General features: G+C 50.4%; 13 protein-coding genes. 7 read left to right on the top strand and 6 right to left on the bottom strand.

What is annotated here, in order from left to right; translation table 11 throughout:
- Positions 1–14: 14 nt before the first annotated feature.
- Positions 15–1,469: a DUF1501 domain-containing protein gene (locus tag Pan161_RS03330; protein WP_145224175.1), complete on the top strand. Its 1,455-nt coding sequence runs from the start codon at positions 15–17 to the stop codon at positions 1,467–1,469.
- 18 nt (positions 1,470–1,487) lie between these two features.
- Complete coding sequence (locus tag Pan161_RS03325; RefSeq protein WP_145224174.1) at positions 1,488–2,747, top strand: M14-type cytosolic carboxypeptidase; 1,260 nt, start codon at positions 1,488–1,490, stop codon at positions 2,745–2,747.
- 20 nt (positions 2,748–2,767) lie between these two features.
- On the opposite strand, the gene Pan161_RS03320 is transcribed toward Pan161_RS03325, so the two are convergent.
- From Pan161_RS03320 to Pan161_RS03305, 4 genes are all read right to left on the bottom strand, one after another.
- Positions 2,768–3,856 carry a deoxyhypusine synthase family protein gene (locus tag Pan161_RS03320; protein WP_145224173.1) on the bottom strand — a complete coding sequence of 363 codons (1,089 nt, stop codon included), beginning with the start codon at positions 3,854–3,856 and terminating at the stop codon, positions 2,768–2,770.
- 218 nt (positions 3,857–4,074) lie between these two features.
- Positions 4,075–4,494 (bottom strand): adenosylmethionine decarboxylase, encoded by a 420-nt coding sequence (speD, locus tag Pan161_RS03315; RefSeq protein WP_081459519.1) that lies wholly within the window; start codon positions 4,492–4,494, stop codon positions 4,075–4,077.
- Between the two features lie 477 nt (positions 4,495–4,971).
- A complete protein-coding gene (locus Pan161_RS03310; protein WP_145224172.1) occupies positions 4,972–5,943 on the bottom strand; it encodes a DUF1559 domain-containing protein in 972 nt (323 codons plus the stop codon).
- Positions 5,944–6,731: 788 nt separating this feature from the next.
- Positions 6,732–7,625 carry an alpha/beta hydrolase family protein gene (locus Pan161_RS03305; RefSeq protein WP_197995675.1) on the bottom strand — a complete coding sequence of 298 codons (894 nt, stop codon included), beginning with the start codon at positions 7,623–7,625 and terminating at the stop codon, positions 6,732–6,734.
- A 342-nt stretch (positions 7,626–7,967) separates the two neighbouring features.
- Between Pan161_RS03305 and Pan161_RS03300 the strand changes: the two genes are divergently transcribed.
- Both Pan161_RS03300 and Pan161_RS03295 read left to right on the top strand, forming a co-directional pair.
- Positions 7,968–8,897, top strand: coding sequence for a response regulator (locus Pan161_RS03300; protein ID WP_145224170.1), 930 nt, complete (start codon positions 7,968–7,970; stop codon positions 8,895–8,897).
- An 86-nt stretch (positions 8,898–8,983) separates the two neighbouring features.
- Positions 8,984–9,730 (top strand): SDR family oxidoreductase, encoded by a 747-nt coding sequence (locus Pan161_RS03295; protein ID WP_145224169.1) that lies wholly within the window; start codon positions 8,984–8,986, stop codon positions 9,728–9,730.
- Between the two features lie 23 nt (positions 9,731–9,753).
- Here the strand turns inward: Pan161_RS03295 and Pan161_RS03290 are convergent, their stop codons facing one another.
- On the bottom strand, positions 9,754–11,079 hold the full coding sequence (locus Pan161_RS03290; RefSeq protein ID WP_145224168.1) for a polysaccharide pyruvyl transferase family protein: 1,326 nt from the start codon (positions 11,077–11,079) through the stop codon (positions 9,754–9,756).
- A 176-nt stretch (positions 11,080–11,255) separates the two neighbouring features.
- On the opposite strand from Pan161_RS03290, the gene folB reads away from it, so the two are divergent.
- Positions 11,256–11,627: a dihydroneopterin aldolase gene (gene folB, locus Pan161_RS03285; protein WP_145224167.1), complete on the top strand. Its 372-nt coding sequence runs from the start codon at positions 11,256–11,258 to the stop codon at positions 11,625–11,627.
- A 1-nt stretch (position 11,628) separates the two neighbouring features.
- A complete protein-coding gene (gene folK, locus Pan161_RS03280; RefSeq protein ID WP_197995674.1) occupies positions 11,629–12,132 on the top strand; it encodes a 2-amino-4-hydroxy-6-hydroxymethyldihydropteridine diphosphokinase in 504 nt (167 codons plus the stop codon).
- On the opposite strand, the gene Pan161_RS03275 is transcribed toward folK, so the two are convergent.
- On the bottom strand, positions 12,129–12,410 hold the full coding sequence (locus tag Pan161_RS03275) for a hypothetical protein (RefSeq protein ID WP_145224165.1): 282 nt from the start codon (positions 12,408–12,410) through the stop codon (positions 12,129–12,131). The two genes, folK and Pan161_RS03275, sit on opposite strands and share 4 nt — an antisense overlap.
- 410 nt (positions 12,411–12,820) lie before the next feature.
- Between Pan161_RS03275 and Pan161_RS03270 the strand changes: the two genes are divergently transcribed.
- Complete coding sequence (locus Pan161_RS03270) at positions 12,821–13,351, top strand: TadE/TadG family type IV pilus assembly protein (protein WP_145224164.1); 531 nt, start codon at positions 12,821–12,823, stop codon at positions 13,349–13,351.
- Positions 13,352–13,382 lie beyond the last annotated feature (31 nt).

Raw genomic sequence — 13,382 nt, 5'->3', positions numbered from 1 at the left:
GAAGGGAGTGCATTGTGTTTCAGAACAGTCATGATTATTCAAACGGTTCCCGTCGTCATTTTCTGGCGCAAAGTGCCTTTGGTGTTTCTTCGCTGGCATTGGCGACGTTGTTAAAAGACGACCAGTTGCTGGCGGCACCTGAAAAGCCTGCGTTGGAAGAAATAAGGTACGATCTGACACCGAAAAAAACGAGTCATCCGGCCCGGGCGAAATCAATGATTTCGATTTTCTGTGGCGGCGGTCCCAGTCACCTGGATCTGTTTGACCGCAAGCCGCTGCTGGATGAATATGCGGGCAAACGGTTTCCCGGCGATGGTATTAAATACGACAATGCCGGTCAGGCGACGTCTATCATCATGCCATCTCCTGACACGTTTCAGAAGTGTGGCGAATCGGGGATGGAAATCAATACGGCTCTGCTGCCTCACTTCGGTGAGATTGTCGATGATGTGACGCTGATTCGTTCCATGCAGTTGCCCAACATACGGAATCATGTGGCCGGGATGCGGGCGATGACGACGGGACGCGGACGCGAAGGCTGGCCTTCACTGGGGAGTTGGGTGACCTATGGTCTTGGCGCCGAAACTCAGAATCTTCCGGCCTTTGTCGCGATTACAATTCCCCGCAATCCGGTCGGTTCTCCTTACTGGGATAGCCGTCAGTTACCTTCAATATTTCAGGGGACTGTTGTCAGTAAATCGGAACCACGGATTGCAAATTTGAACCCGATTTCACAACTCAGAGGAAAGCCGCAGAGTAATCAGCTGGATCTGTTAAAAGAGTTAAATCAGATTCATCTGGAACGTCATCCGGGAGAAGATGATCTGTCGGCTCGGATTGCCAGTTACGAACTGGCGGCCCGGATGCAGACCGCGGCGACCGAAGCGCTGGACCTGACGAAAGAGACAGAAGCAACCCACCAGATGTATGGAGCCGATGATCCGGTGACCAAAGAGTTCGCGGATGCCTGTATGCTGGCCCGTCGATTCGTGGAGCGCGGCGTGCGATTTGTGCAGATCTGGAATTACGCCTGGGACATGCATGAGAACATTTTTGCGGCGCTGGAATCCCGTTGTAAAACCTGCGATAAACCGTGTGCGGCCCTGGTGACTGACCTGAAACAGCGTGGTTTACTGGATTCGACGATGGTACAATGGGGCGGCGAAATGGGGCGTTTGCCTGTTGTTCAGGACCGAGGGGCGGGCAAAAAACCAGGTCGCGATCACAATACCGAAGGCTTCAGTATCTGGATGGCCGGTGGTGGTGTTAAAGAGGGGCACATTCATGGCGCCACAGATGATTTTGGTCACCGGGCTGTGAAAGATGTTGTCACTCAGCATGATTTTCATGCAACATTACTGCATCAGTTTGGTCTGAAGGCGGATGAGTTACATTTCGAACATAATGCTCAGCCGGTGGCTCTGGTAGAACCAGGACAGGGTAAAGTTGCCGAGGGCATCTTAAAATAATCCAAACAGGGAGAAACGATGTCGAGACTGCACTGCTTGATCATGTTGTGGGTATTGTCGACGTTTCTTATCGTTTCTCAAGCCGCGGCTGAGGATCTGGTGGTCTCCTCTGATTTTCCGGGAGGTTCTGCCGAAGTGGTGAAAATCGACCAGAATCAGCGCACGATTCTGGTTCGTCCCGCCGGTGATCCGCAATTTGGGTGGCCTTGCTGGTGGTACTTTCAGGTGACGGGGATTACACTAGGGGAAGAACTCACAGTGACGGTCGATGCCAGTCAGATGAAGCAGGCGAACGGACTGAAGTTGTCCGCAGCGTGGGCGCTGCCTGAGCAAGCGGCATTCAGTTCCGATCAGCGTCTCTGGTCTCAAACAGGACCGGGCAAAAAACAGGGAGAGACCTGTGTGTGGAACGTGAAACCAGAAGCGAAGGTCGTCTGGTTTGCCTGGGGGCCTCCCTTTGTTCCCGCTGACGCGGAAGAATCAGTCAAAACGCTGAGTCAGAAGCATGCGAATGTGACGGCTTTTGAGCTGTGTAAGACCCGGGCCGGCCGGAGTGTACCCGCCTTAGTCGTTTCGCCGGTCGGTGAGAAAGACGAATCGCGAATGGTCATCTGGGTGCAGGCGCGGCAGCATGCCTGGGAGTCCGGAGGCAGCTGGGTGGGCCGCGGCTTTATTGAGTGGGCCGTCAGCGATCATCCGCAGGCTATTGCTCTCAGGGAAAAGGCGGATATCTACTATGTGCCGATCATGGACATTGATAACGTGGCGACAGGTAACGGCGGTAAAAATCAGGTGCCACATGACCATAACCGGGACTGGTCGGAGCATCCGCGCTGGAATGCAGTCCAGTCTGCGATGAAGTCTCTGAAGGCACTTGATGAAAGTGAGCGGCTGGTATTATTTGTGGACCTGCACAATCCAGGTGCGAACTCGAAGCAGCCTTACTTTTATATTGCCCCTCCGGAGCTCGATACGCAGCGTCGAAAGGCTCTGCAAGATGCGTTTATCGCAGTCTGCCGTCAGGAGATGCAGGAGCCATTCAAGCTGGATCAAAGCACACCTTCGACCGGTCCTAAATATGACAAACGCTGGAAAGAGATTTCCAGTAACTGGGTGCGGAGTGTGACGCGCGAATATGTCGTGGGGATTACGCTGGAGACCTGCTGGAACACACCACACAGCACCCCTGCGGGTTATAGGACCGTGGGCCAGCAGCTGGGCCGGGGAATCGCCCGATACCTGGAACAAGACCCGCGCTCATCCCCTGCCCCTGATTGAGCAAGGACTGTGCCCCGCAGTCAGGCGTTTTCATCCATTTTGTCGAAGACCGCTTTCATCAGCAGCGGCAGGACAACGGTCGCGTCGGCGTAGACTTCGGCGAACAGCCCTCCATCCTGCGGAGAGACAAACTTGCCCCAGCTGACCCCTTCCGAATAAGTACAGCCGGAGAGACCACCCCAGTGAACCGGCTCAGGACAGATGCGGACGCCGTACTTGAAGCGGGGTTCTTTCCACTCTGTGCCCAGACGAAAGTTGGCGATTTCATAATACGGGGCCACCTGTTGTGCCCAGTTACGGGGGACGCCACCGCCGATTGTGAAGATGCCGAGTGTCATGACATCGCGCATCAGTCGGGCATATTCCTGCAAATCAATAAACGGATTGAAACGGGGCAGGACCTTCAAAATCTCATCCTGATCGAGTTCTTCCAGCGATTTGCCGGATTGCGCGATGAATTCTGACATGGCCCAGGTGGAGACATCGAGTCCGATTTCACTGTCGGTGAAAGCAGGAATAAATACCGGTACGTTTTGTTCGTAGGCACTTCTGAGAATGCCACGTCCGTCGTCGAGTTCGGATAAACGCTGACCTAAAGCCCGGCAGAGGCGGGCCGAGGACCAGGTGCCATCTTCCGGCTGGGAGTCTCTGAGGACGGAGCGGACCAGCCGTTCGACGTTATTCAGATTCGATTCCATTTCGAGTGTATCGTAGATGCGATTATAACCCTTTTTATAGAGGGTTTCATCAGAGTCGTTGGGATTGTACTGGTAATGTACCAGGCCGATCGATTCGGTTAAGCCATGCGCGATCAGAGCTCCTGTGGCCACAACGGCGTGGACCAGCCCCCGGTCAATCATGTCACAGATGATGCTTCCCTGTTTGGCCACGGTCATGGCACCGGAAAGTGTCAGGACGACTTTGCAGTCCGCATCCTGAGACATTTCAAGCAGGATATCGTAGGCAACACCCAGTTTTCTGCCTGAGAAGGCTGTCTCGGACATCGCCTGTAAGAGTTCGGGAAAGGAATTGACTTTGGACAGGTCCAGGCTTTTCAGAGGTTTTAAACCATCGCCGCGGCCGTCGTGGAACTCTCGTTCTCCACTCATGTTCTGCTTATCCTGATAGTACTCAAAAGAATGGACGCACTCTCCCCGTCATCACGCATGGCAAGTGCGCTCGTTGACTGTAAACGTCATCGGAGCACACTTGCCTGAATGCGGTTTTTATGACAAGAATTCAACAACAGATTTAATCTACCACGTCACGAGTGAGAACTGTAGGGAGTTCTGATGGTTTCCTGGTAGAGTCTGGAAATGTTGAGAATTTATAGAGCGACGACCTGATCAGCTTCGCAAGGGTAGCTGGCCGCTTCCTGTAAGGCAGGTTTCCCATTCGGGATGGGGAAGCGGGGCATCTCCAGAATGCTGACATCACCGAGGTCGATTTCTTCCCGAATATAACGTAATACGTCATTCGGGTCGGTGTCGCCACAGGTGAAGACGTCCAGAGCGATTAAGCCGAGGTCGGCGTAGCAGTGTGCTGAGCAGTGGCTTTCATCGAGAAGGCACATAGCGGTGAAGCCCGGTGCTGAATTATGACCGAAGTGATATCTAACCTGTGAAATCACAGTTGCACCAGCGCGGGTAGCACCACGCGCCATGGCTTCAAGAACCAGTTGGTCGTTTAGACAAATGTCCCGCGAGACATTACGACAATCAATGAGAAGATGTCTTCCTTTATGCAACTCATAAACCCTCCACTAGAGGTGCCTGAAAAAAACAGGCATCCGATTTTGATGAAATGTTCGAGACGATTTCGAATCGTAATGCCTATATCGGTACGCAATTTTTAAAGTGCGAGATTATTATGTCATTGAGGAATAAAATACAAGAAATAAACTGACGAAATTGCGCGGAATTTACAAAAATCGAAAAACAGTTTTTCGACCCAGAGGTCGAAGTGGCAACTGCTGGCAGGCTTTTGGGTTCCGCAGCAGGGACGCGGCTCTGGTTTCGACCGGTTTGAAGGGCTGGGAATGTCCTGGTCATGCGCAGGGACTACCCGGTGAATTGGCTCCGGCGATGGTACTGTATCTCCTGCAAGACCGGGAGCCTGGAATGTGATAAGTGGTTCATGCAGGCCCTGTTAAGAAACCACCCCGCAACTGACAGGTCAGTGCGGGGCAGTTTTCAGATCGTTTCATCAGAGATTTCGGGCTGTCCTAAAACTCGCCAATGACGTTTCCGTCATTGATGGTTCCCAGATACCGGAAGGTGTCGTAGTTCATGTTCTCGCTCAGAAACCGGACTGCTCCGTCTCCCAGCAGGAAATGAGCTCCCCCCTCGTGCTTACTCGAGAAGTTAGCAATATGGTTGGTCGTGTTGGGTGGGTGGTGCATTTCCGACATGCTCATCATGGCCGGCTGTCCGACATGCCCCAGAATCAGGGACGCTGGTCCTTCTGTCATACTCATCATTCCAGCGGGACGCGTGGCACTCGGAATGGCTGCATACCATGTTGAATCGGCTTCGACGGTTGTGCCGGCGCTGGCAAACTGGTGCTGATGAGAACGCTCACCAACAACAATCGTATTCGAAGTACCATCGGTAATATCCCGAATGCGTGTATTGCTGTTTCGGTAGAGAATTCCTTTTCCCATCGGAGCCCCCGGCTTTTCAGTCAGGCTGCCATAGCCATAAATGCCAACATAATTGGCTGACGCAACCCGATAGGTGTTTGATCCGTCGCTGACTGAGAAGACACCTTGATTGGTGTCACTGGGGCAGCGAAAGATGGGGATTGCAGAGTCAGCGAGACCAATATTCGGACTGACGGTGCAGTCCAGATTGAGGTTGAGTTGATTATAAAGTGGAGACTGATCCAGGAACGGGAGCAACATCACTCCCCAGGCGAAACCAGTGCCGGTCTCAGTAGTGCTGTTGACGCTACTCGTGATATTTCTGGAGATATAGCCAGGGGCATAGGCTCCGTGCGCATTGTGATAATTATGTAGTGCAAGCCCGATTTGTTTCAGGCTGTTTTTGCAGGTGGAGCGCCTGGCTGCTTCGCGGGCCTGCTGGACAGCGGGGAGCAGAAGAGCGATCAGGATCGCAATAATCGCAATCACAACCAGGAGTTCGATCAGGGTGAAGCCATGAGGCGCGCGACGAGAGAGGGGTGTTTTTTGTTTCATTTCAGGATACCTGTTCTGTTACAGTGTGGTGGCCGGGAAATTCGGGCGGCACCAGTAGTCTGGACGAGACAGTTTGCAGACACGTCGATTCCGGATTAATGAAAATCGACTTCGATCTGCAGACTTGCTAAAGAAGTGGGAAGCGTTCAGACGCGGGGAGGTGGGGTATCTGGCGTGAATGCCATCGAAACAGCGGGAACATCAATGAACGTCAAAATGGCCTGTAAGTCACTTGAGTTCAAAAGTGCGGGTCCAGAATTTACGTTTCGGGGGAAGGCGACGCAAAGCGCATGATCGGAGGAATCACCACATCCACAGGATCGTGAAAGTTGCAGGAGATTCGACTCCCGCTGAGTCCTGGGTGTTGTTTTCTTTTTCACCTCACAGCAACTGCCGGATTTGTGTCTTCTGGTCGTACAACAGGAACCCTCAGATTGGGAATCGCTGGAGGAGGTTTTGTTGATGCAACAGCAGTCATTACTGGATTTTTTCTGCTCTGCACAGCAGCAACCTTTGCCCTGTTGTAACCCGGGCAGCATTCCCGTATTAGTGATCAGATACAGGAGACAGAACAAAGTAACGCTGGCAGCACGCTGGAACCCAACGAACTGTCTGGTACGTTTTATGCCAGTCTGTAAGGATACGCGGTGGGAAGACACGGGGGTAACTCAATTCAGTAAGTATCTGTTTTGCTTCTGTTGATCCGGCTTCCTTGCTCCCATCTATTGTTTCCGATCCAGAGGGGAAAGAAAAGTATGCAATTCGGTTTTTTGAATGATCCTGCTAAATTAGTTGGGACGCTGGTTTGCGTCTTTTTGCAGCGTATTTTGTCTGATAAAGGTTACGACCTGCTCGGGATGTGGATGCGTAAAGTGGTGCCCTTTTGATTTTTCAGTCCCAGTTTTTACCGAAATGATTTTGAAATTATCCTTCCGAAACTGTTCCGGAATTCGGCTGAACATCAAACGCGTGTTTTCGGCGGGCGGAACAACCTGGTCATTTTCCGAAATGATGTGCAGTACCGGAATTCTGGCTTCGGCGATGATCTGAATGCGATCAACCGGATTAAGTTTATAGTTAAGGGCTTCGGCTTCAGTGATTCCATAGGCTTTCAGACAAGCCTGCCAGCGAGATTCGGAGCCAGCACTGGTGCCTTTGCCGCCCGGCCAGCTTTTGAAATCGCAGACAGGAGTATCTGCGTAGATACAACTGACCTTTTCCGGATTTGCGAGCGCCCAGTTATAAATAAACAACCCGCCACGACTCACTCCTTCCAAAGCAACCTTAGTCTGAAATCCGTGTTGTTTCGTCAGGTCGTCATAGAATTTGTTTCCGTATGAAATTGCCTGGGGGGATCCGAACAGGTCGGCGACATCGAGGTAGGCGATATGAAATCCCTGCTTGAGCAGTTCGACATCCATTTCATAATGGAAGTCGGGAAACCGGGCTCGCCAGACCCAGGGTTTACCAGGCGCGACCTTCTCGGGAATCACCACATAACATTTGCGGCCCTCAATCTGAAAATGGTTTCGCTGAAATCCATGCCAGGTATCCTGTCTGCCTGACCACTCAGATTTCCCTGCAGGATTTGTGGAGGCAGATGCTTCAAAGGCCGGTTGACATAAATGCAGTCCGATAAAGGAGATGAAAAAAATACGAAAAAAAGAAAATTGGGATTTCATAGATGATTCTTTCATCGCCTGGGGAGAAGGTTTTGGGGAAGTTTGCTTTGGCTGCTAAAAAAAGGAAGTTCAATGAGATGAGTCGTCGATTCCATGCTGGTCAGCCTGCTCGTACCACAATCGGGTCGTGTTGATTTTAACAACTGTGAGAGCGGGTGCCTAATGAGAGCCCTGTTCCAGAAGTAATCGCTCACAGCGGGACGGGATTTCTGACATATAGTTTAAACACTCAATATTAAATTGGAATAGGTTCTGGAGGTCAGAAACCGGGCTGAGGGTCAGTTCGTGCTTCTGCGACGTTATTACTTCAGATACAACTATTTGTTCAAGACAGGTTCAGTTATGTCATATATTCCTGCAACACATACGACAGAAACATTGACCAGGCGGTTTTCAGATCCGGTCATTAATTCTGTGATCGATGTTTTCAAATATTTTGTCGGCACGACAGTCGAGTTGGAAAAGATTATCGAAGTCGATGAAGCACCGCGTTTTGATAAAAGTTCAGCAATTGAAGTCAATGGTCCCGGCAAAGGGATCGTGGTGGTGAATGTTCCTCGTAAACTGGTGTCTCAGGCTGTGTCTTTGCTGATAGATAAGGAACTGGCAGATGATGAACATGTTCTGACCGATTTTGCCTGTGAGTTATCAAACATGATCGCAGGTCAGGCAAAAAAAGCGGTTGATCACATGGGATTCCGACTCGGCCACCCCACTGTGATTGAAACAGACCAGATTGATACACTCTATCCCCCGGAAGCGGGTTCCCGCTGCGGGATCTTCCAGACGGGTATCGGGCCCCTTGCCGTTTATTTTGGCTTTGTAGGCCAACTGGGGGAGATTATCGATTTTGAACACGAGCCTGGTGACAGAAAACGTGTGATAGTGATTGATCAGGATGAAATGAATCGTGCATTATTCAAAGGGTTATTGCACGAACGTTATCGAGTGGAAACAGCTGCTTCGGTTGAAGAAGCATTTATGGAGGCCGCCTTGAATTCTCCTGACCTGATTTTACTCGATCTGGATGGTGCGGATGGAAATCATGCTGAATCCGTCAAATTCATCAAGGAATCACCACTTACGCAGGGTGTAGAAGTGCTGGTGATGACCTCGAACCGTTCCACCACGTCAATTATTCAGGCATTCAACCATGGAGCCAGTGACTATATTCTGAAATCTGACTTCACAAAGCAGATATTGGTTGGCAAAATTGAACGGGCGTTCGGAAGAACCCCTGTTGTCAAAGAAGTCGTTTCCGCTATAACTTGAACGAAACATCTTCAGTAGAGCTCGTAATAGCCCTGGTTTGATGACTGGGGCTTTTTTTATTCCTGTTTCCCTGGAGGAAGTTCACGTTGAATCTGGAAGGCAAAGTCGCAGTGATTACAGGATCTGCGGTACGAATTGGCCGGTCAATGGCGCTGGCTTTAGCGGAAGCCGGCGTTGATATCTGCATTCATTACCACTGTTCGCATGAGGCGGCGAAGCTGACTTGTGAGGAGGTTCGAGCGCGAGGACGCATAGCGACTTACGTTTCGGCTGATCTCTCGGACCCGGTGACAGCGTCTGCTGACATTTTTGCAGCGGCGATGACACAGTTTGGCAAAGTTGACATATTGATTAACAGCGCTTCCGTCTTTGAGAATAAAGGACTGTCTGATTCAACGGAGGCAGACTGGGACTCCCATCTGGATATCAACCTCAAGGCCCCTTTTTTTCTCTGCCAGCGGTTTACGGAACAATTCCAGCCGGGGCAGACCGGCCATGTCGTCAATATTGTAGACTGGCGTGCGCAACGGGCCGGTAAGGGACATCTGGCCTACCGGATTTCCAAAGCAGGGCTGGTCACGCTCACGGAATGCCTGGCGCTGGAGCTGGCACCTGTGATCCAGGTCAATGCCATCGCTCCGGGGGCCATTCTACCCCCACCAGGAGAAGACCTGTCTTATCTGGACCAGCGGGTGCAGAAAGTGCCTTTGCAGCGGGCAGGAAGTACTGCTGAAATCTGTCGTGCCCTGCTCTATCTGTTGCAGTCTGATTTTGTGACAGGTGAAGTGCTGACGGTCGCCGGTGGTGAACAGCTCACGGCCGGGCTGGAGTAATTTCACGCTGCCAGATATCAGGATCAGGATGAATGTGCTTTCAGAACGGCCTGCTTTAATATCTGCATGGTATTCTGCTGTCGTTCATGAATCGACTGCATGACCGCTTTCAGCTTGTCTTCTGTCTGGGCTTTGTGGTTGTAAATCTGAATGACACGCTCGGCAATCTGCTGTTGATTGACTTCATCGATTTCAAAAGTCCAGTCTTTTAAGCCGATGTCGTACCACATCTGACCTTTGATCGTATCGGTGGGCTGTCTGACATAGAGCCCGGGGGTACCAAAAGCACAGGCGATGATCGGAGAGTGGCATTCCATACTCACCACCGCGGCGGCATCGCGGTACAATGAGCCGGCTTCATCAGGCAGCCAGTATTCATCGTGGGCCACGACTTTGGATTTGACATCGGCGGGCAGCGGATCAATGACCAGGGGATGAATGATTTCCGTCTGATAGGTCATTTCGGGACAGACGACCGCTTTCTGACCGCTGGTCCGAACCCACTCTATAATAGCGGCGCGTAGTTTAGCATGATCCTGCTCCTGATACTGCTGATTAACCGATTCCACTTCCTCGATTTTTTCTTGAGACCAGCGGCTGGATTTATGGATTTTGTGGTAAGGTGTATAGCGTAAACGCGGGACGGCACACAGATAGTTACCCGGTTGGAGCTGATGTTTCTGTTGAAATGCGGATGCTTTGACATCATCGGTCAGGTCAATGGCAAAGGTCGCATCGGGGGCAAAATCCTGCTGGGCTGACGTCACTTTGGCTTCTTTGAGGTTTTTAAGCGAATGTGTTTCACGGGTAAAAATGAAATCGGCTCCCGAGAGCAGTTCATGAAGTTCGGGGTTGATCTCGGAAACGGTGACGCCGTAGATGCCGTATGGTTTACCGGTTTGCTGTTTCCAGAATGTCAGTTCCCGGCGGGAGACAACACTGGGACCAGAGCCGTGCAGAAAGAAATCCGCTTTTTCGAAGGCCTGTTGTAATTCTTTTGAGTCCAGTTTCCCGTTGCGGTTCAAACGACCTTTGACGATTTTCAGTTTGGGAAAACGTTTTTTCAGCATCGGTTCCACGCCGCGATCGACACTGTTCGGCCAGAGAATGATTTCAAACTCGGGAGCATATACTTCCAGTAGTTTTAAAATGCCAGGAGAATGACCGATATCGCCGATATTGACGGTTTGCCAGCCTGACCTGAGTAAAATCACCGGCGGTTTTTCCGCTGACTTTGAGGGGTTAGCGAATGAGGAAGCCATCTGCAACTGCCCGGCGGCAGCGAGTCCCATGGAGTGAATCAGAGTCTGTTTCAGCCAGTGACGTCTTGATACGGGGGTTTGGTTCATTTCGTTGCTCATTCTACTTTGTAACCCCTCTGTTGATGCTGTTGCTGTCAATCCTGTGTTCCTGCCAGAAGTCAGGAATTCTTCGCTGTGCAATCAGAGGGATAATGACTATAGTGATTTATCATTGTAGCTGGTCTGCCTCATAAGTCTGCCCTATTTTAAACTACTCTCATAAAATGCCTGATCAAATTCATATTTCCGACTTACTGTTACGCACGATTATCGGCATCAACGATGAAGAGCGAGAAAAAAAACAGGATGTGCTGATCAATATCACCATGCAGGTGGATTTGAAAACAGCAGGCCAGTCAGATGATATCAATGATGCAGTGAATTATCGAACGATCACCAAAGAGATCATTGAACTGGTTGAAAGCTCACATTTTCAACTGGTGGAAAAAATGGCGGACCAAGTCGCGCAGATCTGTTTGCAGGATCATAAAGTTCATTCAGCAGAGGTGCAGATTGAGAAACCAGGTGCGCTGCGTTTTGCCCGGTCGGTCGGAGTGACCGTCTTCAGAACGCGTGAGGATGTTTCAGGAGTCTGAAATGAATCAGGTGTATCTGGCTTTAGGCAGTAATATTCGGGCTGAGTTCAATCTTGCCCAGGCCGTCAGGCTGCTGGCAGGCTGTGGTGAAATTCGCCAGAAATCGTCAGTCTGGCAGAGTCAGCCGGTGGGAGATGAAAATCAGGCTGATTTTTTAAATGCGGCAGTTCTGTTAGAGACCGAATGTGATGCGCAGCGGATTTGGGATGAAGTGATTCCGGGAATTGAGGCTCGGCTGCTGCGTGTGCGTGACCCTCTTAATAAAAATGGGCCGCGTACCATTGATGTTGACCTGGCTCTCTTTAATGAAGAGCAGTTGCAGATTGCCCATCGCATCGTCCCTGACCCGGACATCGGCAATCGCGTGTTTCTGGCGGTGCCACTGGCTGAACTGGCACCGGGATATTGTGTGCCCGGTCTGGGAAGACCCCTGTCAGTGATCGCAGCAGAACTACAGGCGAACGAGGGATCCGAATTCTTCCGGCGGGACGATGTGCAGCTTTAACCTTCCAGCAGGGTTAATGCATCGCCGGGCAGACAGGCCATTTTGAAGAACAGCCCCTGCTCTTCACATTGAGATTTATAAGCTGCGGGCATTTTCTGTTCAGTTTCGTCATCCCATTCAAGGATATAGGTTCGTTCAGAAACCTTCTTGCCACGGACTTCGACAACCATACCCGTCCACCCTTCGCAGCTGATTTCCGGAAACTCCGGGACACAGATCCCTTCTTTTACCTGGATGTTTGAGCCTGCCTTGATCGTTGACGATGCCTTTTTACCCATAATTTATTTCTGCCAAAACATATCTTGTTTTATTGATTTCATGTAACCAGCTGGCACGACTGCAGACAGTGTATCGCTAATGCAACATGAATTTCAATTGAAGTGCCTTGATATCAGTCTCTCAGAAACAAGAAAATAACAAATATCACGAAATACAGCACGAAAATGTGGTTTTTATTCTTCAGAGCTCTGATGGCTGATGTTGCATTATCAGGACCTGTTGAGATTTATCAACAGGAAAATAATCCGGATTATTTTGAAGAAAAGACCTGCAGCAGGCAAATCCTGAGCTATTGTTTTATTGGACAATTCCAACCCCTCTTGAAATAGTTCTCCCAGCAGACTGCACATCAGCAGATTTAGACAGATATGACCATGGAGGGACATACATAACTTTTTCAAGAGAAATTATGATGTTGAAGCGGCACCGCCGACAGGCATTGAATCTGAAAAATGTAGAAGCACGTTCCGGTCTCGCCTTAGTGGAACTGGCATTCGTGACTCCGGTCTTTCTTGTGTTTGTTTATGCCATTTTTGAATTTGGCTACGCTTATATGATTTCCAATATCATTCAGGAAGCGACACAGGAAGGCGCCAAGCTGGGGCGTTGTGAAGAAGTGACGACCGCACAGGTGGAAACCAAAGTCAAAGCCCTGCTGAATACCGTCTTCGATGCCGATCTTGCTGAAATCATGGTCAAGGATGCCAGTCAGTTTGATACCCCAGGCGCAGATGTATCGCAAATTAATTATAAGACCCTGCCCGATCTCGAATTAACCAACGCGAAAAAAGCCCAGTTATTCCTGGTTCGCGTTGAAGTGCCTTACAAAGATGTTCGATTACTAAGCTCGTTTTTTGTTGATCCGGTCAAAGCCGCAGAGGCTGCCGCCAAAGAAGACAGCATGGTCTTGTCCGGACATTCCGTCAGACGTCACGAGTAATCAGACAGAAATTAATATTTACTTATTTCGG

Origin of the sequence: Gimesia algae (assembly GCF_007746795.1) — a bacterium.
Taxonomy (GTDB): Bacteria; Planctomycetota; Planctomycetia; order Planctomycetales; family Planctomycetaceae; genus Gimesia; species Gimesia algae.
Note: the sequence above shows the minus strand (reverse complement) of the source record. Positions and strands in the feature narration are given on the sequence as shown.

Coding starts and splice junctions, on each gene's coding strand:
- Pan161_RS03325 (WP_145224174.1), top strand. CDS start 1,488: ATGTCGAGACTGCACTGCTTGATCATGTTGTGGGTATTGTCGACGTTT.
- Pan161_RS03320 (WP_145224173.1), bottom strand. CDS start 3,856: ATGAGTGGAGAACGAGAGTTCCACGACGGCCGCGGCGATGGTTTAAAA.
- Pan161_RS03310 (WP_145224172.1), bottom strand. CDS start 5,943: ATGAAACAAAAAACACCCCTCTCTCGTCGCGCGCCTCATGGCTTCACC.
- Pan161_RS03305 (WP_197995675.1), bottom strand. CDS start 7,625: ATGAAATCCCAATTTTCTTTTTTTCGTATTTTTTTCATCTCCTTTATC.
- Pan161_RS03300 (WP_145224170.1), top strand. CDS start 7,968: ATGTCATATATTCCTGCAACACATACGACAGAAACATTGACCAGGCGG.
- Pan161_RS03290 (WP_145224168.1), bottom strand. CDS start 11,079: ATGAACCAAACCCCCGTATCAAGACGTCACTGGCTGAAACAGACTCTG.
- folB (WP_145224167.1), top strand. CDS start 11,256: ATGCCTGATCAAATTCATATTTCCGACTTACTGTTACGCACGATTATC.
- folK (WP_197995674.1), top strand. CDS start 11,629: ATGAATCAGGTGTATCTGGCTTTAGGCAGTAATATTCGGGCTGAGTTC.
- Pan161_RS03275 (WP_145224165.1), bottom strand. CDS start 12,410: ATGGGTAAAAAGGCATCGTCAACGATCAAGGCAGGCTCAAACATCCAG.
- Pan161_RS03270 (WP_145224164.1), top strand. CDS start 12,821: ATGATGTTGAAGCGGCACCGCCGACAGGCATTGAATCTGAAAAATGTA.